17 protein-coding genes, 1 tRNA gene and 1 pseudogene are annotated in these 20,380 nt (G+C 71.0%); 5 read left to right on the forward strand and 14 right to left on the reverse strand.

Features of this window, described 5'->3' with window-relative positions:
- Window positions 1-13: 13 nt before the first annotated feature.
- From acs to AB0I45_RS05990, 6 genes are all read right to left on the reverse strand, one after another.
- Entirely contained in the window at window positions 14-2,098 is a 2,085-nt protein-coding gene (acs, locus tag AB0I45_RS05965; protein ID WP_295690739.1) for an acetate--CoA ligase, read from the reverse strand.
- Window positions 2,095-2,946, reverse strand: a complete 852-nt coding sequence (locus AB0I45_RS05970; protein WP_295690736.1) for an ABC transporter permease — start codon at window positions 2,944-2,946, stop codon at window positions 2,095-2,097. The genes acs and AB0I45_RS05970 overlap by 4 nt, the downstream gene beginning before the upstream one ends.
- Complete coding sequence (locus AB0I45_RS05975; protein WP_295690733.1) at window positions 2,946-3,989, reverse strand: aliphatic sulfonate ABC transporter substrate-binding protein; 1,044 nt, start codon at window positions 3,987-3,989, stop codon at window positions 2,946-2,948. Before AB0I45_RS05975 ends, AB0I45_RS05970 begins: the two co-directional genes overlap by 1 nt.
- Before the next feature lie 98 nt (window positions 3,990-4,087).
- Entirely contained in the window at window positions 4,088-4,924 is an 837-nt protein-coding gene (locus AB0I45_RS05980; protein WP_345030729.1) for an ABC transporter ATP-binding protein, read from the reverse strand.
- A 182-nt stretch (window positions 4,925-5,106) separates the two neighbouring features.
- Complete coding sequence (locus AB0I45_RS05985; protein ID WP_247618690.1) at window positions 5,107-6,033, reverse strand: DUF817 domain-containing protein; 927 nt, start codon at window positions 6,031-6,033, stop codon at window positions 5,107-5,109.
- Between the two features lie 3 nt (window positions 6,034-6,036).
- Window positions 6,037-6,468, reverse strand: coding sequence for an Lrp/AsnC family transcriptional regulator (locus AB0I45_RS05990; protein WP_137319498.1), 432 nt, complete (start codon window positions 6,466-6,468; stop codon window positions 6,037-6,039).
- A 307-nt stretch (window positions 6,469-6,775) separates the two neighbouring features.
- Between AB0I45_RS05990 and AB0I45_RS05995 the strand changes: the two are divergent.
- Window positions 6,776-7,611 (forward strand): annotated as a pseudogene (locus tag AB0I45_RS05995) (ornithine cyclodeaminase); the annotation flags it as partial.
- Window positions 7,612-7,675: 64 nt separating this feature from the next.
- Here the strand turns inward: AB0I45_RS05995 and AB0I45_RS06000 are convergent.
- Genes AB0I45_RS06000 through AB0I45_RS06020 form a run of 5 tightly spaced genes read right to left on the reverse strand, consistent with a single transcriptional unit; the run spans window position 7,676 to window position 13,159 of the window.
- Window positions 7,676-8,377 carry a hypothetical protein gene (locus AB0I45_RS06000; protein WP_295690272.1) on the reverse strand — a complete coding sequence of 234 codons (702 nt, stop codon included), beginning with the start codon at window positions 8,375-8,377 and terminating at the stop codon, window positions 7,676-7,678.
- Window positions 8,378-8,424: 47 nt separating this feature from the next.
- Entirely contained in the window at window positions 8,425-9,204 is a 780-nt protein-coding gene (locus tag AB0I45_RS06005) for a DeoR/GlpR family DNA-binding transcription regulator (protein WP_295690271.1), read from the reverse strand.
- Window positions 9,205-9,220: 16 nt separating this feature from the next.
- Window positions 9,221-10,279: a 4-hydroxythreonine-4-phosphate dehydrogenase PdxA gene (gene pdxA, locus AB0I45_RS06010; RefSeq protein WP_345030738.1), complete on the reverse strand. Its 1,059-nt coding sequence runs from the start codon at window positions 10,277-10,279 to the stop codon at window positions 9,221-9,223.
- Window positions 10,276-11,685 (reverse strand): four-carbon acid sugar kinase family protein, encoded by a 1,410-nt coding sequence (locus tag AB0I45_RS06015; RefSeq protein ID WP_345030741.1) that lies wholly within the window; start codon window positions 11,683-11,685, stop codon window positions 10,276-10,278. The genes pdxA and AB0I45_RS06015 overlap by 4 nt, the downstream gene beginning before the upstream one ends.
- 4 nt (window positions 11,686-11,689) lie before the next feature.
- Window positions 11,690-13,159 (reverse strand): GntP family permease, encoded by a 1,470-nt coding sequence (locus AB0I45_RS06020; protein WP_345030744.1) that lies wholly within the window; start codon window positions 13,157-13,159, stop codon window positions 11,690-11,692.
- 243 nt (window positions 13,160-13,402) lie between these two features.
- Here AB0I45_RS06020 and AB0I45_RS06025 point away from each other — a divergent pair, with 243 nt between their 5' ends.
- The 4 genes from AB0I45_RS06025 (at window position 13,403) to AB0I45_RS06040 (ending at window position 17,663) form a co-directional block, all read left to right on the forward strand.
- Window positions 13,403-14,899, forward strand: a complete 1,497-nt coding sequence (locus AB0I45_RS06025) for a hypothetical protein (protein WP_345030746.1) — start codon at window positions 13,403-13,405, stop codon at window positions 14,897-14,899.
- A gap of 36 nt (window positions 14,900-14,935) precedes the next feature.
- Complete coding sequence (locus AB0I45_RS06030; RefSeq protein ID WP_247618685.1) at window positions 14,936-15,913, forward strand: RelA/SpoT domain-containing protein; 978 nt, start codon at window positions 14,936-14,938, stop codon at window positions 15,911-15,913.
- 145 nt (window positions 15,914-16,058) lie between these two features.
- Window positions 16,059-16,131, forward strand: a tRNA-Ala gene (locus tag AB0I45_RS06035).
- A gap of 314 nt (window positions 16,132-16,445) precedes the next feature.
- Window positions 16,446-17,663: a cation:proton antiporter gene (locus AB0I45_RS06040; protein WP_247618676.1), complete on the forward strand. Its 1,218-nt coding sequence runs from the start codon at window positions 16,446-16,448 to the stop codon at window positions 17,661-17,663.
- 186 nt (window positions 17,664-17,849) lie between these two features.
- Here AB0I45_RS06040 and AB0I45_RS06045 read toward each other — a convergent pair whose 3' ends face one another.
- The 3 genes from AB0I45_RS06045 to AB0I45_RS06055 form a co-directional block, all read right to left on the reverse strand.
- On the reverse strand, window positions 17,850-18,119 hold the full coding sequence (locus tag AB0I45_RS06045) for a hypothetical protein (protein WP_247618675.1): 270 nt from the start codon (window positions 18,117-18,119) through the stop codon (window positions 17,850-17,852).
- 5 nt (window positions 18,120-18,124) lie between these two features.
- Window positions 18,125-18,355 (reverse strand): hypothetical protein, encoded by a 231-nt coding sequence (locus tag AB0I45_RS06050; RefSeq protein WP_345030749.1) that lies wholly within the window; start codon window positions 18,353-18,355, stop codon window positions 18,125-18,127.
- A 190-nt stretch (window positions 18,356-18,545) separates the two neighbouring features.
- Window positions 18,546-20,306 carry an ABC transporter ATP-binding protein gene (locus AB0I45_RS06055; RefSeq protein WP_345030751.1) on the reverse strand — a complete coding sequence of 587 codons (1,761 nt, stop codon included), beginning with the start codon at window positions 20,304-20,306 and terminating at the stop codon, window positions 18,546-18,548.
- Window positions 20,307-20,380: the final 74 nt, after the last annotated feature.

A 20,380-nucleotide genomic window follows, 5' to 3' on the forward strand; every position in this document is an offset into this window, starting at 1 on the left:
TTGGGAGTCTGGTTCAGCGGGAGCCGGTCGTGCTCGGGTGTCCCACGATCCGAGCGATCCCGTCGATCGCCTCGGGGTTCTGGAGCGAGGTGGTGTCGCCCAGCGCCGTGCCCTCGAAGAGCTGGGTGAGGAGGCGGCGCATGATCTTCCCCGACCGGGTCTTGGGCACCTCGGGCACGGGGATGACCCGCGCCGGCTTGGCGACGGGGCCGATCTCCCGGGCCACGTGGGCGCGCAGCTCCGCCTCGACCTCGGCCGGCGGCCGCGTGCGTGCGGCTTCGCTGAGGACCACGTAGGCGATCGCGGCCTGCCCGGTGAGCGGATCCGCGATCGGCGCGGAGCCGGCCTCGACGACGTCGGGATGGGCGATGAGCGCGGATTCGAGCTCGATCGTCGAGAGCCGGTGGCCGGAGACGTTGATGACGTCGTCGACCCGCCCGAGCAGGGTGATGTCCCCGTCCGCATCGCGCCGGCCGCCGTCGCCGGAGAAGAACCAGCCGCGCTCGCCGAAAGCCCTCCAGTACGAGTCGAGGTAGCGCTGCGGGTCGCCCCACACGGTGCGCGCCATCGACGGCCCGATCCGGTCGACGACGACATACCCCTGCTCGCCGTCCGGGGTGTCCGCACCGGTCTCGTCGACCACCCGGGTCGACACGCCGGGCAGGGCGCGGGTCGCGCAGCCGGGCTTCGGGGCGCTCCCGGACCCGGGATCGAAGCACGGGTCGTGGGGGCGCGGGGACATGATCGTCGACCCGGTCTCCGACTGCCACCACGTGTCGATCACCGGCAGGATGCCGCCGCCGAGCTCGCCGCGCAGCCAGCGCCATGCCTCGGGGTTGATCGATTCCCCGACAGTGCCGAGCAGACGCAGCGATGACAGGTCCCAGGCGGCGGGCAGACCGTCGGGGAAGTTCCCCATGTGCGAGCGGACGAGGGTGGGGGCGGTGTAGTAGTTCGTCACGCCGTAGCGCTCGATGATCTCGAAGTGGCGGCCCGGGTGCGGGCTGGCCGGGGTGCCCTCGTAGATCACCTGGGTGACGCCGTTGAGAAGAGGGCCGTAGATCTCGTACGTGTGGGCGGTGACCCAGGCGAGGTCCGCAGTGCACCAGTGGACAGTGCTGTCCACCCGGGCGGGGTCGTTGACCGCGGCGAGCTCGTCGTCGACGAGGTCGAAGAGCAGCGCGTGGGTGTAGGCCGTCTGCACGAGGTACCCGCCGGTGGTGTGGACGAGCCCCTTGGGCTTCCCGGTGGTGCCGGAGGTGTAGATGATGAACAGCGGGTGCTCGGCGTCGAAGGCGCGCGGGGTGTGGGTGTCCGGCTGGGCGGCGAGCGACTCGTGCCACCACAGGTCGCGGCCGGCGGTCCACGGGATGTCGTCGCCGGTCCGGGAGACGACGAGCACGTGCTCGATCGCGTTGTCACCGGCGCATGCGGCGTCCGCGGCGGCCTTGACCGGCACGGCCGCGCCGCGCCGGAACTGTCCGTCGCTCGTGACGAGCACCTTCGCCCGGGTGTCCTCGATGCGGAAGCGCAGCGCCTCGGCGGAGAACCCGCCGAACACGAGCGAGTGGACCGCGCCGATCCGGGCGCAGGCGAGCGTGATGATGATCGTCTCCGGGATCACCGGCAGGTAGATCACCACGCGGTCACCGGGGACGACGCCGAGCGCTTCGAGAGCGTTCGCCGCGCGGGACACCTCCGTGAGGAGCCCCGCATAGGTGTAGGTGCGGCGGTCGCCGGGCTCGCCCTCGAAGTGGAGCGCCACCCGGTCCCCGTGCCCGGCGGCGACGTGCCGGTCGAGGCAGTTGACTGCCGCGTTGAGCGTGCCGCCGGCGAACCACTCGATGCGCGGCACGGTGTACTCGTGGTCGCCGGGTTCGGTGACGCCGGATTCCGGGGCGGGGGTGTCGACTCGACGCGGCTTCTCGAAGGTGTGGGCGGTGTGCCAGGGGGAATCCCAGTCGAGCCGGGTGGCCTGCTTCTCCCAGAATGCGATCCGTGCGGCATCGGACTCCTGCGCCGGGTTCGCATCGGCCCTGGCGACGGGGGAGAGCACGGGGGGTGCGGAGGCGGGAGCGAAGGTGGAGTCGGTCGTCATGGCGCCCACCGCACGATCGCTTTCTTCTCCAGCCACCCGAGGAGTGCGTCGGTGATCTTGCCGAACACCGCGAGGAGCACGATGGCGAGCAGCAGCCGGTCGGTCCGGCCGTTGTTCTGCGAGTCGGTGAGGAGGAAGCCGAGGCCCATCGAGGCGCCGAGCAGCTCCGCGGCGACGAGGAACAGCCACGACTGGGCGAGTGCGAGGCGCAGCCCGGAGAACACCGAGGGCACGACGGCCGGCAGCTGCACGGTGATGAGCAGGCGCAGACCGGAGTAGCCGAAGCTCCGTGCGGCCTCGACGAGGTGGGTGTCGACGTGGCGCAGGGCGGAGGCGACGGTGGTGTAGACGGGGAAGAACGCGCCGATCGCGATGAGCGTGACCTTGGAGTCCTCGCCGAGCCCGATCCACAGGAGGAGGAGCGGGACCCAGGCGAGGGAGGGCACGGCCCGGAACGCGCCGATGGTCGGGGCGATGAGGACGTCGGCGAACCGGGACAGACCGACGAGCGAGCCGAGCAGCAGGCCGAGCACGGCTCCGGCGAGGAAGCCGAGCACGACGCGCTGGACCGAGATCGCGATGTTGATCCACAGGTCGCCGCGCTGGATGAGCTCGACGGCTGCATCGAGCACGGCGAGCGGGGGCGGGAGCTGGACGAAGGTGAAGACCCCGGTGGAGCTCAGCAGCTGCCACAGCGCGAGGAGCGCCGCCGGCAGGAGCAGCCCGAGGCCCAGCCGGACGGACCCGGGTAGGTGGCGGGGGCCGGTGCCGCTGCCGGTCGCGGGGGAGCCGGTGACGGTCGCCTCGGAGCCGACGCGCGGGGTGCGGACGGGGACGTTCGCCGCCATCAGCCCGCCGCCTCGATCGCCTCGGCCACGCGGGAGGCATCGGCACCGGCGGCGAACCGGTCGTCGACGATCGTGTCGATCGCCTCGTCGACCTGCGCCTGGTCGGACACGTCGCCGGTCTCCACAAGGGTCGGTGCGATGCGCTCGAGCACCTCGATCTGGTCGGGGCCGGGCACGGGATCGATGTCGAGGTGGGTGCGCTCGATCGTGGTGGCGGCGACATCCTCCTCGATGCTCGCCTCCGCGGCGAGGATCCGCGTGGTCTCCTCGGTGTTGGCCAGCGCCCAGTCGCGGGCGTAGGCGTAGACGTCGACGACGGTCTGCGCGAGCTCGGGGGACTCCTCGAGGAACGACTCGTCGGCATTGAGGAAGCCGTAGGTGTTGAAGTCGATGTTCCGGTAGAAGAGCGTGTTCCCGGCGCCTTCGCTCGCGGCCATGATCGGGTCGAGCCCGGACCAGGCGTCGACCTGGCCGTTCTCCAGCGCGGTGCGGCCGTCGGCGTGCTGGATGTTCTGCACCTCGACGTCGTCGATGGTGAGCCCCTCGGTGGCGAGCGCTTGGACGAGGAAGAAATACGGGTCGGTGCCCTTGGTCGCGGCGACCGTCTTCCCCTCGAGGTCGGCGACGGAGCCGATTCCGGAGTCCGGGGTGGTGACGAGCGCCGACCACTCCGGCTGCGAGTAGAGGTCGATGACGTGGATCGGGGAGCCGTTCGCACGGGCGAGGAGCGCGGCGGAGCCCGCGGTGGAGCCGACGTCGACGGCCTGGGCGCGCAGCGATTCGTTGGCCTTGTTCGAGCCGGCGGAGAACACCCACTCGACCTCGACGCCGTCCTCGGCGAGCGCGGCTTCGAGCCAGCCCTTCTCCTTGATGACGAGCGAGAGCGGGTTGTAGGTCGCGTAGTCGACCGACAGGGAATCGGGTGCGCCGTCGGCGGCGTCGGCCGGGGCGGCGTCCTCACCGGCGAGGCAGCCGGACAGGGCGAGGGAGGACACGGTGAGGAGACCGGCGGCGGTGGCGAGTCGGCGGAGAGTGGAGGTCATGATGGCCTTTCGGATGGACGGGCGGCGCGGTGGGGCCCGGTGCGGGCGGCGCGGTGGTCGTGGTCGTGGTCGGTGCGGAGGGTGGAGCGACGGGGGCGTCAGCGGGCGCGGGTGTCCACGCCGAGGTGGGTGAGGAGCTCGGCGCGGAGGTGTGCGAGCTCCGAGGCGCCGCGGTCGCGCGGGCGTTCACCCGGGACCGGCACCAGGCTGGTGATCGTGGCGGGGCCGGCGGCAGCGGGCCCGGGACGGCCGAGGACGACGATCCGGTCGGAGAGCTGGAGCGCCTCGTCGACGTCGTGGGTGACGAGCAGCACGGTGGCGGGCCGGTCCGCGTGGATGTCGAGGAGGAGGTCCTGCATCCTGATCCGGGTCAGCGCGTCGAGCGCGCCGAACGGTTCGTCGAGGAGGAGCACACCGGGGTTGCGGGCGAGTGCCCGGGCGAGCGAGACGCGCTGGGCCATGCCGCCGGAGATCTGTTTGGGCCGCAGCTCGCCCTTGTCGCCGAGTCCGGTGAGCTCGAGGAGTTCGGTGACCTGGTCCCGGGCGTCGGCCTTCGGGGTGGCGCGCGGCAGGCCGAGCTCGATGTTGCGGCGGACAGTGCGCCAGGGGAGGAGGCGGGCCTCCTGGAAGGCGACGGCGGCCCGGGTGTCGATGCCGGTGACCTCGGTCCCGTCGATCGTCACGGAGCCGGCGGTCGCCGGTCCGAGGCCCGCGGCGGCACGGAGCAGCGTCGATTTGCCGCACCCGGAGGCACCGAGGATCGAGATGATCTCTCCCGGGTGTGCGGTGAAGGACACCTCGGTGAGCACCGTGTGGGCGTCCGGGCCGGTGCCGAAGGTCTTGCCGAAGCCCTCGAAGCGGACCTCGAAGGCGCGGTGGGCCTGGGGGCCGGGAGCGGGCGCGGCTGCGGCGGGGGCATGAGTCTGGACGGTCATGTCGTCAATTGAGCCGCACGCCCGCGTCACAGCCGCCGCTTGGCGTCACACGCCGTCAGACGGCGTCGTATTCGCGCGTCATATGACGACGTATGACGGACTGTGGCGCGGGTCGCGCGGCGGGAGGTGCGCGCTGTGCTACCCGGTGCGATCGCGGCCGGACGCGTCGTGCGGACCGTGCCTCAGTGCTGCTCTGCGGCACCGGTGGGTGCGGGCTCTCCCGGCGGCCGGGGGCGGTAGACGAGGGTGACGAGGACGACGGAGATGATCATGAGGAGGAACCAGCTCACCATCTTCGACAGCGACACCATCTCCCAGCCGCCCGCCTGGTGCGGGTAGATCCAGGCCCCGGCGGCCGTCCCGATGTTCTCCGCGATCCAGATGAAGAACGCCACCCCGAGGAACGGCAGGAGGATCGGCAGGCTGCGAGCCGGCCGCTCGCGATGGTTCCGGAACAGCATGATGCACCGCCCCCATACGAGGACGACGGCGACCAGCAGCACCCAGCGGGCATCGGGCAGAAAGTGGTGGGTGAAGAAGTTCGCGTAGATGGCCGCCCCGATCACGGCGGTGAGCCACAGCGGGGGATAGCGCACGAACCGCAGGTCGAAGAGCTTGAACACGCGCACCATGTAGGAGCCGACCGCGGCGTACATGAACCCGGTGTAGAGCGGCACCGCGCCGATCGCGAGCACGCCGGCTCCGCCGTACTCCCACGATCCGGCGGCCGTCTTGAACAGCTCCATCACCGTGCCGACGAGGTGGAACAGGACGATCACCCACAGCTCGCGGCCGCTCTCCAGCCGGAGGGCGACCATGAGCACCTGGATCGCCACCGCGATGAGGACGAGCGCGTCGTTGCGGCTGAGCGCCGCACCGTCGGGGTACCACAGGGCGGTGGCGACGAGGGCTGCGAGCATGAGCGCGCCGAACACGCACGCCCAGGCCTGCTTGAGGATGAAGACGAGGAACTCGACCCCGGCCCGGCGGGCGCCTCGGGCCCCGGACTCTGCGGACAGGTGCCGGTGGGCCCAGGCGTCGAGGGCGGCCTCGACCCGGGTGAGGTCGGCGCGCGGATGCTCGGGCCGCTCCCGGGACTCGTCCGTCATCGCTCAGCGCACGACCGAGCGGAGGAGGACGTGGGTGCGGCTGTTGACGATGCCCGGCACCCCGCGGATGCGGCGGAGCACCTCGTCGAAGTTCTGCAGGCCGGTGCACTCGAGCTCTGCGATGAGGTCCCAGCCGCCGTTCGTCGTGTGGAGCGCGCTGATCTCCGGCAGTCCGCGCAGCTCGTGGATGACGCGGTCGGTGGTCCTGCCCTCGACCTCGATGAGGCTCATCGCCTGGAGGCCGCCGCCCTCCGCATCCGTGTCGACCCGCACGGTGTAGCCGACGATGATGCCGGCGTCGGTCAGCCGCTTCATCCGGCTCGTCACGGTGGTGCGAGTGGTGTGGAGGTCCGCGGCGAGCGTCGACACCGGGGAGCGCCCATCCCGGCGCAGCGCCGCGATGAGGCGGCGGTCGAGGTCGTCCATGCGGTACATGGTCAGAGTGTAAACCTGCGGTGCGCACAATGATCGCCCGGTGCGCAGATTTCGGAGGGTCTGCTCATTGTTGCTGCCCTCGGCCCGAACCTAGACTCAGACGGTACTGCGAAAACGGAACGGATCCCTGCAGGGGCGCGCCCGTAAACTGCTCCACGGACCGCGGGGTCATCCACCCCGAGGTCGTGGACCATGAGGCCCCGGCCCCGGCCCCGGCCCGCACTCATCCCCATCCCACGCATCATCGTCTGAGCAGGAGGAACCCATGACGGCTTTCGTCGGCGTCGAGAACACGGCCCGCGGGGACACCTACTCCTTCAAGTACGTCAACGGCCACCCCTTCAACCCGGCCCCGCCTTCCAGACCGTCACCGCCTTCGGCGTGCTCGCCGACGTCCACAACGGCTACCCGGTGTTCCTCGGCGAGATGACCCTCGTCACCGCCCTGCGCACCGCCGCGACCTCCGCGATGGTCGCCCGCGCGCTCGCCCGCCCCGACTCCACCCGCATGGCGCTCATCGGCTGCGGCAGCCAGGCCGAGTTCCAGGCACTCGGCATGCGCGCCGCGCTCGGCATCTCCGAGCTCGCCGTGTTCGACACCGACCCGCAAGCGATGGCGAAGCTGCGCCGGAACCTCGAGCCCCTCGGATTCACCATCACCGAGGCCGCCTCCGCCTCCGAGGCGGTCGCCGGCGTCGACGTCGTCACCACGTGCATTGCCGACAAGGCCCACTGCGTGGTCCTCGAGGCCGCAGATGTGAAGCCCGGCGTGCACATCAATTCCGTGGGCGGGGACTGCCCCGGCAAGACCGAGCTCGACCTCGCGATCCTCGACCTGGGCGAGGTGTTCGTCGAGTTCCCCGAGCAGACCCGCATCGAGGGCAAGATCCAGCTCCGGGATCCGGACTTCCCCGTCACTGAGATGTGGCAGGTGCTCACCGGTCAGGCCGCAGGGCGCACCTCGCCGCAGCAGGTGACGATCTTCGACTCCGTGGGCTTCGCGATCGCGGACTTCTCCGCACTGCGCTACGTGCGCGACGCGACCGCCGGCACGGCCTACCAGGACGACATCGACCTCGTCGCCGAGCCCGAGGACCCGAAGGACCTGTTCGGTCTCATCGGCGCGCTCTCCCCGGTCGGCTGAGGCCGCTCGGCGGCGGCCCAGCTCCCTTGCTCCGGCCGAGGTCCCGCACCTCGGCCGGGGCACCTCAGCGGCGGGTGATCCGCAGGTAGGTCGTGGCCCTGACCTGCCGCCTGTAGCGCGAGGCCGGCCGCTCGACCTCCAGCCCCGCATCGGTGAGTTCGCTGGTCACCGTGTCCAGCAATGCGGCGTCCTCGACCCCCTCGATCGACACGAGCGGGTAGGCCCGCACCTCCTTCGCCACACGGGCGAGCTCGAGGAGCGAGGCGACGTGGAAGTCCGCGTCGAACATCCCCGCGTAGGTGAAGAGCAGGTGGCTGCTCACCGCGAGGTCGAAGGCGTCGTCGGAGAACGGCAGGTGCGGCAGCGTCGCATCGATGTAGTGCGCCGGACGGGCGTTGAAGTCGTCGAGGAACTGCTGCGCGGAGTGCACGCGTGCCCGGTAGAGCTCCTCGCCGGTGCCGGACTGCTGCCAGTCGAGGCGCTCGCCGTGGGTGCGGGCGAAGTCGGCCCAGCGCTCCACCTCGTGCGCCACCCGGTCCGCGAGCAGGTGGCGGTCTCCGCCGTAGAGCGGGTCGATCGCGAAGGATTCGATGCCGCGGGCCGCGAGCTCCGCCGGAGCGCTCGCGGATCCGCCCGGACAGTCGAGGACGCACTTCCCTGCGAGGTCGTCGATGTCGAGGTCGAACATCGCGATGTACTCCTCGAGCGACCGGGCGGTCACGAGGACGTCGGACATCTGCAAGGGTTCTGTGTCGTATTCGCTCACGTGTGGAGCCTAGCGGAGGAGCGGCACCTGAGCGGAGGTGAGGTGCGTCACGCCGTCTGTGTGGCCGGGTGGAGCACCTCGACCCCGGCCTCCCGGTACTCCTCGAGGAGCGCGGGATCGCACTCATCGGTGACGAGGGTCCATCCGTGGGGCAGACGAGCCCAGGCCGGCACGCTGCGCGGGGCGAGCTTCGCGGCGTCGGCGAGGACGACGGTGCGCCGCGAGCGGGCCGCGACGCGTTCCTTCGTGTACGTCTCGTCCACGGTGGGCTCGCCGACCCCGCAGGCCGGGTCGACGGCGTCGGCACCGAGGAACGCGAGGTCGAAGGAGAAGCGGTCGATGCCCTCGAGTGCGAGCGCCCCGGTGGTGCCGTGGCTGCCGGCGGACAGGCGCCCACCGATGAGCTGCACGTCGACCCGGGGTTCCGCGGCGAGCGCGAGCGCGATCTCGAGCCCGCGCGTGACCACGGTGAGCTCCTGATCGCGTGCCAAGGACTCGACGAGCTGAGCGGTGGTGGAGCCGGCATCGACGAAGATCGTCGCCCCGGCCGGCACGAGCGCGGCCGCGATCCGGCCGATCGCTGCCTTCGCCGAGGTGCGCGCCGCTATCCGCTCGGCGAGCCCGCGCTCCCGGAACGGCGCCACCGAGGTCGCCCCGCCGTAGGTGCGGGCCAGCCGGCCGGAGCGCTCGAGCGCGGCGAGGTCGCGACGGATCGTCGACTCCGACACCCCGGCGTGCACGGCGAGGTCCTCGACGCGGTCGGTGCCGGAGCGCACGAGGCGCAGCAGCCGGTCGCGACGCTCGCGGGTGGCCGAACGGGAGGTCATCGGGGCCGTCCTGCGGTCACCGGGGGAGGTATTCGGCGCGGATGCCGTCGACGTAGGGCGCGTAGCCGACGGCGGCCCGGTAGGCCGAGCGCATGGTGCCGGGATCCGCCTTGCCGGTGCCGGCGATGTCGAAGGCGGTTCCGTGGTCCACCGAGGTGCGGAGGATCGGCAGGCCGACGGTGACGCTGATGGTGCCGTCGAAGTCGAAGGTCTTCGTCGCGATGTGCCCCTGGTCGTGGTACTGGGACAGGATCCCGTCGTAGCGGCCCTGCAGGCCGTGGTGGAACACCGAGTCCGCGGGGATCGGGCCGGCGACCTCGAGGCCCTGGGAGCGCACCCGGTCGACAGCGGGGGTGAGGATCTCGATCTCCTCGTCGCCGAACGCGCCGTTCTCCCCGGCGTGCGGGTTGATCGCGGCGGTGGCCAGCCGGGGGTTCGCCACCCCGTAGACCTCGAGCGCGCGGTGGGCGCGGAGGATCGAGTCGACCTGGGTGTCGACGGTGATCGCGTCGAGGGCCTTCCGCAGAGACATGTGGCGGGTGGCGAAGAACACCTGGAGGCGGTGGCCGGGCACGTGCGTGTTCTCCACGACGAACATCGTGTCCTGCTTGGTCACGCCGGTGAGCTCGCCGAGCATCTCCGTGTGCCCGAGGTGCTCCGAGCCGGTCTTCCAGACCGCCTCCTTGTTGATCGGCCCGGTGACGATGCCGGTGACCTGCTGGGCCAGCGCAGCCTGCGTGGCGACCTCGATCGCGGTGACCGCCGCGCGCCCGGCGCGCTCGTCGACCCGGCCCCAGTCGGGCAGGTCGGAGCCGAGCACGCCGATGTCGAACACGTCGATGACGCCCTCACCGGCTGCTGGCGTGTTCCAGGAGGACACGGCGCGCACCTCGGCGTCGAGGTCGAGCACCTGCACGGCCTTCTCCATCACCGCGAGGTCGGCCACGGCGATGCCGTGCTGGCTCGTGTCGCCGGAGAACTCGTGGAGGACGGCGGCGGTGATCTCCGGGCCGATGCCGACGGGGTCGCCGACGGTGACGGCGAGCGTGGGGGCAGCGGAGGCGGGAGCGGTCATGGGGTGTCCTTTCGAGGCGGGCTGTCAGGGGCTGGGCGTCGAGCGGTGGTCTGCGCGGCGCGGGACTGGAGGAGGCGGGTGCGCATCCGCACCATGCCGGAGAGGTGGTCGAGGCAGGCGAGCGCGGTCCCGGCATCGCCGACGAGCCCGCCCTTGGTGACGATCGGCAGTCCGGCCCACCGCCCGCCGACGAGCGCGCCGGCGGCGGCGAGCGGCACGACCTCCTCGTCGATCTCCATGCCGGCGGCACCGAGGGCGGCGAGCACGCTCGTGGTGATGTCGCCGCCGGTGGTGTAGAGGCCGCCGATCGCGGGGCCGGGCCCGGCGTCGGTCGCCGGCGCGTCATGCGCGGAGACGGCGTGCGCGGAGACGACCCGGGCTGCGATCCGGCCGAGCGCCTCGGGCAGGGCGTCGGATTCCTCGTCTCTGAGCTCGCGCACGTCCTCGGGGTGGACGACGGAGGCGAGGAGCACGATCTCCCCGGCCTGCGCACGGCGCACTGCGGTGCTGACCTCGGCGGCGGTCGCCTCGACATCGGGCACGGCGGAGCCCTCGGCCCGGGGTACGGGCCGTACGAGGGTGGTCGGGCGCTCGCCGAGCACCCGCTGGAGCTGGGCCTGGGTGAGCTCGGTGGCGGAGCCGGCGATCGCGAGCAGCGGGGGAGCTCCAGCAGCACCCTGGGCGCCCATCGCCCGGGCGATCGCGAGCGAGCCCGGCCCGGGATCGATCCCCACCCACATGACCTCGGGGTCGGCCTCGACGGCGGCCTCGGCGACATCGCGCAGGTGGGCCTCGGTGAGGGCGTCGGCGATGATGACGTCGGGCTCCTCGCTGAGCAGGGTGCGGATCCTGTCGACGAGCGCCGAGCGCGGGCCCGTGACGGCGGCGAGGTCGATGCCGAGCGCGGACAGGTGCGTGTCCTTCCGCAGCGCCTCGGCGACCGAGGAGCTCGTCATCGGGGAGCGGACGTCGTGGGCGAGCTCGGTGTGCTCGAGCCGGGTCCCGCCGAGCAGCTGGAGACCGTGCACGGTCTGCCGGTCGGCCGTGGGGAAGGCCGGCATGCACAGGCCCACCGCGCGGCGGCCGCGGGCGCGCACCCCGGTGACGACCGCCTCGGCCTCGGCGCCGAAGTTCCCGCGCAGGGTGGAGTCGGCGCGCGAGCACACGAGGTCGGCCGGCCACCCGGCATCGAGCACCGCGGTGACGGCCGCAGTGGCCCGCGCGGCCGGGAGGTGCCGGGAGTCGGTGGTGATGACCAGCGCGTCGTAGGCGTCGAGGTGGGTGCCGATCTCCGTGGCCGAGGCGTCCGCCCGCAGGGTGGCCGCGCGCAGGCCCGCCCGGGTGAAGCCCGCCGCGCAGCCGTTCCCGCCGGTGAGGTCGTCGGCGACGATGAGGATGCGAGTCATGGGGTCAGCCGATGACGAGGTTGGCGATGAACAGCAGCGGGATGCTGCCGGCCCACACGGCGGTGGTGATGCCCGACCAGCCCTTGAGGGCGGCGGTCCCGTCGAGACCGGTGAAGCGGGTGACGACCCAGAAGTACGAGTCGTTGAAGTAGCTGAACACCATCGAGCCGCACACGCAGGCCATCGCGGCCATCACCGGGGAGATCCCGAGCGACCCGACGAGCGGGGCGGTGACCGAGGCGGCGGTGATCATCGCGACGGTGCCCGAGCCCTGCGCCACGCGCACGAGCGAGGCGATGACGAAGGGCACGATGAACGCCGGCATCGGCAGCGCGGACACGGCCCCGGCGAGCGCGTCGCCCACCCCGGAGTCGCGCAGCACCTGGCCGAAGGCACCGCCGGCGCCGGTGATGAGGAGGATGAGGCCGGCGGACTCGGCGGCCTGGGCGAGCCAGGAATGGACCTTGGTGCGCGGGGTCCAGCGGGGCAGCAGGACATAGACGGCGAGGATGATGCCGATGATCAGGGCGATGACCGGGTTGCCGAGGAACAGGAACGGGATGACCCAGTCGGAGGCGGCGTACTCCTCGGCATTGATCTGACCGGTCGCGTTCTTGTCGATCGCGGCGGTCACGGTGTTGAGGACGATGAGGAGCAGCGGGACGAGCAGCGGCAGGGAGCCGATGAACGCGTTGATGCGATGTGGCTTCTTCCCCGCCGGGGTCTCGCCGAGGAAGTCCTCGGCGCGGTAGGTCTGGATCGTGTCGAGCTTCGAGTGGACGTCCTCGCCGCCGGATTCGGCGAGCGCGAGGTCGTGGTCGGCGCCGTAGACGTCAGCGGCGACCTCGGTGTTGAGCCGGGACTCGAGCTTGGGCCCCATCCACTTCGCGTAGAGCACGACGACGGGCAGCAGGAGGACGGTGAAGATCATGCCGGTGAGGATGACCGCGCCGAGGTCAGCGCCGAGCAGACCGGACACCGCGAGCGGTCCCGGGGTCGGGGGCACCATGTGGTGGGTGAGCGTCATGCCGCAGCCGAGCGCGAGGCACAGGGTGACGTAGCCGCCGCGTTTGACGCGGGCGATCGAGCGGGCGAGCGGGTTCATGATGACGAACCCGGAATCGCAGAACACCGGGATCGACACGAGCGAGCCGACGGTGCCCACGGCCCAGGGCTCCTTGCCCTTGCCGAAGCCGCGGAGGAAGGCGCGGGCGAGCGCGTCGGCGGCGCCGGAGACCTCGAGGATCTTGCCGACGGCCACGCCGAGGCCGATCACGATGCCGATGCTCGCCAGCGTGCTGCCGAAGCCGGTGGTGACGGAGTCGATGACGCCGAGGATCTCCTGACCGGCGACGAGGCCGGTGACGAGGGCGGCGATGAGCAGGGCGACGAACGCGTCGAGGCGGGTGCGCAGCACAAGGACGACGATGGTCGCGATGCCGAGCACGAGGGCGAGAATCAGCCGCACATCCATGGGCGGTCTCCTTGGGTCGAGATGATCGAACTGCGCAGGTTTGCTGAGTGAATCATGCACCTTCTCTGCGTGACCGCACAAGAGGCCGGGGAGCGCAGGGGCTGCCAGTAGCGGCACAGATCAACGTATCTGCAGATGAGGATAGGTGCATGTGCCCTGTGGTCCGCTAGCTTCGAGTCGGGTGCCGAGGGCTCGTCCGCAGCGCGTGCACCGTCAACTCCGCTCTGCCGATTCGAGGTCATCATGTCCCGCAGCCGTCCTTCCGCCTCGTTCTCCGTCCCCGCGCTCAGCGCGCTCAGCGCGCTCGCACTCTCCTCTGCCGCAGTCCTGCCGCCGGCCGCTGCGGCCGCTCCCGCGGATCCTGACCGGGGTGCTGCCGAGTACACGCTCACCCTCCTCGACCCGACCGACGGGGTGATGAGCAGCGCGCAGGGGATCAGCGAGTCCGGCGAGGTCATCGGTCTCCAGCGCCCGACGAAGAAGGCGCAGCCGCAGGAGACCGTGCTGTGGCGGGCCGGTGAGGCGACGGGGGAGGCCCTGGGCCAGTACCAGGGCACCTCGCAGTTCTCCCGCCCCTTCGACATCAGTGATGCGCGCACCGCGGTAGGGGAGGCGTTCGACGACGCAGGATCCTCGGTGCCTGTGCTGTGGGCCGATGGGGCCGCACCGGTGCGTGCGCACGACAGCTCGGGATTTGCGGTCGACATCGCGAACTCGGGCACGATCGTCGTGCAGACGGCCGAGGGTGCCTTCCGCTGGCGGCCCGATGCGCTCGAGCCGCTGCCCGCCCCGGCCGCCGAGGAGCCCGGGTCCGAGGTGACGCGGGTGCGGGTGACCGCGCTCGCCGAGGACGGTTCCGCGGTCGGCACCGCGACGATCGAGGAGGCCCACGGCGATCACTCCCACGGGGTGCGCCGCGCGGTCGTGTGGGACGGCGATACCCCGACGCTGCTCGAGGAGCCGGCCGAACACGTCTCCGCGGACCCGGCCGGGATCGCGGGCGCGGACCTCGTGGTCGGCTCTGCCCGGATCGACCGGGTGGAAACCGCCTACGTCTGGCGCGAAGGGCGGGCCGAGGCGCTCGCCACGACCCCAATGGCTGAGTACCCGCACACCAAGGCCGCGGCGGTGAACACGCAGGGGCAGGCCGTCGGGTACGCCTCCCGCTACGCCGGCAATACGAGCTTCGGCGGGTCGGCGCTCCTGTGGGACGGCGGTGGAGTCACCGCCCTCGACTCCGTGGTCGACCTCCCGGAGGGCGTGACGCTGCGGGAAGCCCGTGACATCAACGAGGCAGGCCAGATCGTCGGGACTGCGGAGACCCCCGAGGGCGCCCGTGGATACGTGCTCACCCCTACGGCCGGGGAGCCGACGGGGGAGCCGACTCCGACCGAGGAGCCGAGCGAGGAGCCGAGCGACGGGTCGAGTGATGGCCCGACCGGGGAGCCGACTGCTCCCGAGCCCACCGATCGCCCGAGCGGTGATCCGACCGAGGCTCCGGACTCGACCCCGTCGGTGTCACCGTCGCCCGACGCCCAGCCCACGCATACGTACTCTCCCACCTCGCCGGGCGGACGCGACGATGATTCCACCGACGACAGCGCCTCCGGGTCAGGTCGTGGCGACTCGCCCGGTTCGCTGCCGCGCACCGGCACCCAGGTGCTCGGGCTCCTCGGGATCGGCGCAGTTCTCGTGGCGGTCGGTGCCGTCACCGTGCTGCGCTTGCGCCGTCGCGGCTGAGGCGTACCCGGCGCGGTGCCGCGTATCCTGGGAACGATGAACACCGACCCCGCTCCCCACCTCGCGCGTGCCCGCGTGCGCGCCGCCGTCGACCGGCTCTACCAAGCCGACTCCCAGCGCTGGGAGGTGGCGTGTCAGCGAGTGATCCGCTTCCTCGAGGGGATCACCGAGAGCATGGAGCTCGCCGATCGCTCCAGGATCGTCGTCGACGGCTACCGGATCAAGGAGCCCATGCGGACGCTGGAGAAAGTGCTCAAGAAGTCCGAGGGCCAGGCGCTGCCGAGCGAGCCCGGGGAGATCGTGGAGATGATCTCCGACCTCGCCGGGGTCAAGGTGCTGTGCAAGTCCTCCCGCGACCTCGAGGCCTTCGTCGACGTGCTGCGCGCGGAGATGGGCCGGGCCAGTCGGTTCGAGGTCGTCGAGCCGGTGAAGAACTACCACCTCGACCCGAAGCCGAGCGGCTACCGCGCATTCCATGCGGTGCTCGGCGCGGAGGACTCCAAGGCGCAGCACCCTGTGCGGGTGGAGATCCAGGTGCGCACCCGGCTCCAGGACGCCTGGGGCGAGCTCACCCACGACGACCTCTACAAGCCCGGCGGACCGCTGTCGCCGAGTGATTTCCACACGCAGGTCGCGGCCTCGATGGCCAATCTCCTGTCCGAGGTCGACCGGCTCGCGGACCTGCTCGCCCAGGACATCGAGCAGACCTCGCGCGGGGATGCGCAGGACGGTGAGGGCGAGACGCAGGCCGGCGACCTGCTGCGCGTCACCGTGACGCGCACCGGTCCGGGCTATGCGATCGCCGAGGACGAGCTCGGCCGGCGCGGCCTCATCCGCGCCCGTGACGTCCGGCTGCTCGCCGAGGTCACGGGAGCTGCGGAGAAGTCGGGGGAGAACCGCAAGCAGATCAAGGTCTCCGACCTCGTCAAGGTGGGCGACGAGCTGCCGGCCGCGGAGGTCGAGTTCAAGGGCAACCGCTACTTCGCGCCGGTCGAGTTCGCCGAGCGCGGGTAGGGGAGCGGCGGGGACGTCCCCGCTGTGACGCGTCCCCGCTGTGACGCGTCCCCGCTGTGACGCGTCCCCGCTGTGACGCAGAGTTCCGAGGCCGATCCGCCGATTGTGAAACCGGGCCGTGGGTTTGCTACAGTAACGGGGTCTCGGGGCTATAGCTCAGTTGGTAGAGCGTTTCGTTCGCAATGAAAAGGTCAGGGGTTCGATTCCCCTTAGCTCCACTCGAGAAACCGTGAGACAGTGACTCGTCGATGAAGGCCCAGCCGGGATGCCGGCCGGGCCTTCGTCGCGCGCGGGGCAGATTCAGCAACGAACTCCGATGACTGGGCCGGGTGCAGAGGTCGTGCCGATGGTGTGACTTCCGTGTGTTCGACTCCACTGAGGCCGCCCTCGACGCGCTGCGATAAGTTGTGACTATCGCTCTGAGGTGGCGGGGGCCAGTACGATCGATGCACGGTAGGTCAACGCGAAGCCCGGCGGCTGAGCGACCCCGACCCTGTGCCCGCCCGAGTGTGTCCCCGACAGGAGTGCTGACGTGTCCACGCTCGACCTGTTGCTCGTGGTGGTCGGCGCCCTCGGCGTCGTCATCGTGGCCATCTCGGCCCGGCTCCACCAGTGGCCTGTCTCGGAGCCCCTCATTGCGATCGTGGCGGGTGTGCTGCTCGGCCCGGCCGTCACCGGGATCCTCGAACTGCCCGAGCTCACCGCCGAGCCCTCCCTCCTGCAGCACGGCGCGGAGGTTCTCCTGGCGGTGTCCGTGATGGGCGTGGCATTGCGCTACCCCTTCGCGGCCCTGCGGCGGAACTGGAGGTCGCTCGCCCTCCTCATCGGGGTGGTGATGCCCGCAATGGCGCTGGTCTCCACCGGGCTGGCGATGTGGCTGCTCGGCACCTCCTTCGCGCTCGCCCTGCTGCTCGGCGCGGCCGTCTGCCCTACCGACCCGGTGCTCGCGTCCAGCGCGGTGACCGGCCTGGACGCCGAGGAGGACCTCCCGAAGCGCGATCGCCAGATCCTCTCCCTCGAGTCCGGCGCCAACGATGGCCTCGCCATGCCGCTTGTCCTGCTCGCGCTCGCTGTGGCGGGGCCGCTCTCCGCGGGACAGGCCGTGCTGGAATCTGGGTGGCAGGTGCTCGGCGCGCTCGTCGTGGGTGTGGTGGGCGGCGTGGTCGCGGCGAAGGCCCTGCACCTGGCGCAGCGCCACAAGACCACCGAACAGGGCCCGATGCTGCTCTACACGATCCTCCTGGCGCTGCTGGTCCTCGGCGTCTGCGGCCTCGCAAACCTCAACGGCGTCTTCGGGGCCTTCTGCGCCGGGTTGGCGTTCAACCTGGTGAGCACCGGCGCCGAGCGCGAGACTGAGGTGCAGATCGATGAGGCTGTCAACCAGTTCGCCGTCCTGCCCTTCTTCGTCGCCCTGGGCGCCATGCTCCCCTGGGCCGAGTGGAGGGCGCTCGGGTGGACGGGCGTGGCGCTCGCGGTTGCGGTGCTCGTCCTGCGCCGCCTGCCGCTGATCCTCGGCCTGGCCCGCCCCCTGGGGATGCCGCTGCACAGCGCGGCGTTCCTCGGTTGGTTCGGGCCCGTCGGCGTGGCCGCGATCTTCTACCTCACGATGGAGGTCGAGTACGGCAGCGTCCACCCGGAGATCCTCGCCGCCGGCACACTCATCGTCGTCGCGAGCACCCTCGCCCACGGGATCTCGTCGGCACCCGGGCGCGCGTGGTTCCGGAAGGTGGAGCGGGCGCGCGCCGACTGACGACCACAGGGCAGTCCGGGGGCGCATATGGCATCCGGGAGCTGGAGTCGGGCCGCATCCGGCCCGAGTGGTCCGTCCTGGCGATCGACGAGTCCGGCGCAGTCATCGAGCGGCGATGGTGGACGAGCGCCGACCTCGTCACGAAACTCTTGGCGATGCTTGTTGCAGCTGCCGCGTTCAGGTTCGTCAGGCGACCTTCGAGCTGTAGCGCTGTCGGGCGGCTTCGCCGGAAGTGCCGACGAAGGAACCGATGGTGGACCAGGGCATGCCGGCCTCTCGGGCGGTGCGGACAGCATCGACCATGTGGCGTTCGGCTTCAGAGCGTTCGGCGACGGCAGCGCGGAGCAGCGCGACTGCGTCGGCGTCGAGTTCGGCGGCGGGGTTGGGCTCGTAGTCCTCGAACCGGGTGGCCAGCTCCTCGGCGTGGGCCAGGATCTCCTCGACCGTGCGTGGCATATTCATCACCTCAGGAACTTCTCGCGGGCAACCATGGCGTGGACGATGACGTGGATCTGCTCGCCATCGACGTAGCCGACCTCCAGAAGGATCGCCGCCCGGTTGGGGCCGACGATCATGGTGAACCCGTCACCCAGATCCCAGATTCGGACGGGGTTTCGGTAGGCGTGGAGAATGTCGGTTTCTTCCAGTCCGTGCTTGAGTGCGGACGGAGCGATGAGCGGTTCATCCGGCACCCTTCCAAGATAACTTGCAGAAGCGGCGTGGTCAACAGTCTTTCACGTATCCGCGCGCAGAGCTGGACGGCAGGACTCGCGCCGAGTGATCCGCGACGCCCGGCGTCGGCGTGCGAGTACATCCCTCGGCTCTGGAGTACGGGATCGATGCTGGATGCTCGTCCTGCTCCCGTAGTGGGTGAGCTGTCGGCTACCGCACGAGCAGCTGCCGGCGGGCGAGGTCGCGGTAGAGGTCGCTCGTCTCGAGGAGCTCGGCATGGGTGCCGGTGGCGGTGACCCGGCCGTCGTCGAGCACGACGATCTGATCCGCGTCCGCGACGGTGGCGAGGCGATGCGCGATGATCACGACCGTGCGTCCGATCGATGCGGACTCGATGGCGCTGCGCATCGCCGATTCGTTCCGCGTATCGAGGCTCGCTGTCGGTTCGTCGAGCAGGAGCAGGGGAGTGTCGGCGATGAGCGCGCGGGCGATCGACAGCCGCTGGCGCTCCCCGCCGGACAGACCCGCCCCGTCATCGCCCACGACCGCATCGAGGCCCAGCGGGTGCTGGTCGATGCGGTCGAGCAGGTTGACCTCGGCGAGCACCCGCCGGCACCGGGCCTCGTCCGCCTCGGGGGCGGCGAGGAGGAGGTTGTCCCGGATAGTCCCGGCCAGCACCGGCGCATTCTGCTCGACGTAGCCGATCCTGGCGCGGAGCTCTGCGCGCGGCATGTCGCGGATGTCCGTCCCGTCGACGGAGATCGACCCGTCGGCCGGATCATAGAAGCGCTCGATGAGCGCCAGGGCCGTCGACTTCCCCGCCCCGGACGGCCCGACGAGGGCAGTCGTCGAACCGTGGGGGACTGCGAAGCTCGCCTCTCGGAGAACGGGCTTTCCGTCCCGGTAGGCGAACGAGACGCGGTCGAACTCGACCTGATTGACAGAGGCTGGCTGCGCGATTCTGTCCGCCGACCGCAACGCTGGGGCATCGTCGTCGCTCTCGGAAGGGAGATCGAGCACCTCCTCGATGCGGGAGAGAGCGCCGAGCGCGGTCCGCACGGTGATGACCGCCCCGAACGCGGTGCCCAGCGGCATGAGCATCATGAACAGGAAGAGGATGAAGGTGACGAGATCCGCCACCGACAGGGTGCCCGAGGCGACGCGGTAGCCGCCGACGCCGAGCACCGCGAGGAACGCCCCCTGGATAGCGAGGCCGCTCACCGGCCACAGCAGGGCGCTGATCCGCACGATCCGGACCCCGAGGCGATATGCGGCCCCCGCATCGGCGACCAGAGCGGCCTCCTCCCGCGCCGTGGCGCCGGAGGCGCGGATCGTGCGCACCCCGGAGATGGCCCGCTCCACCCCGGAGGAGACCCGGCCCAGCGCTTCCTGGGACTCCAGGGTGAGTGCCTGGATACGCGAGCTCACCAGCGTCACGCAGAGGACGGCAACGAGAACGACGGCGGCCGTGATGCCGAGCAGGGTCAGGTCTAGCAGAGCCATGGCGATGAGCGCGCCGACGAAGACGAGCGCACCGCTCACCGCCTCGATCAGACCGCCGGTGAGCGCCTCGCGCACCATGGTCGTGTCCGAGCCGACGCGGGAGACGAGGTCTCCGGTCCGGCGGGTGTCGTACTCCTTCACCGGCAGCCTGAGCAGACGGCCGAGCAGGCGCCGCCGGGCGCTGAACACGACTCCCTCGGCGGTCCGCCCCAGCAGGTACTGCTGCACGGCTTCGGTGATTCCTGCGGCGACGACGAGGGCGACGAGGATGATGACCGTGCCGCCGATCGCCGTACCCGCGCCCACGCCGTCGATGACCCGGTTGACCATGACCGGCTGAGCGAGGCTGAGTCCGGCACTGACCAGGGAGATGACGAGGACGACGATGAGTACGCCGCGGTGCTCGGCGAGGTAGGAGAAGAGGTCCCGCAGTCGTGCGGGCGGGGGAGAGGTCTGGTCGTCCGTCACGTCTGTTCCACCTTCTGGTCATTCATCGCCAGCGCCTCATGAGTGGCGCTGAGAACGGTCGACTGTAGATGCGC

It is taken from the genome of Brevibacterium sp. NPDC049920, from assembly GCF_040656435.1.
In the GTDB taxonomy this organism is placed as follows: Bacteria; Actinomycetota; Actinomycetes; order Actinomycetales; family Brevibacteriaceae; genus Brevibacterium; species Brevibacterium pityocampae.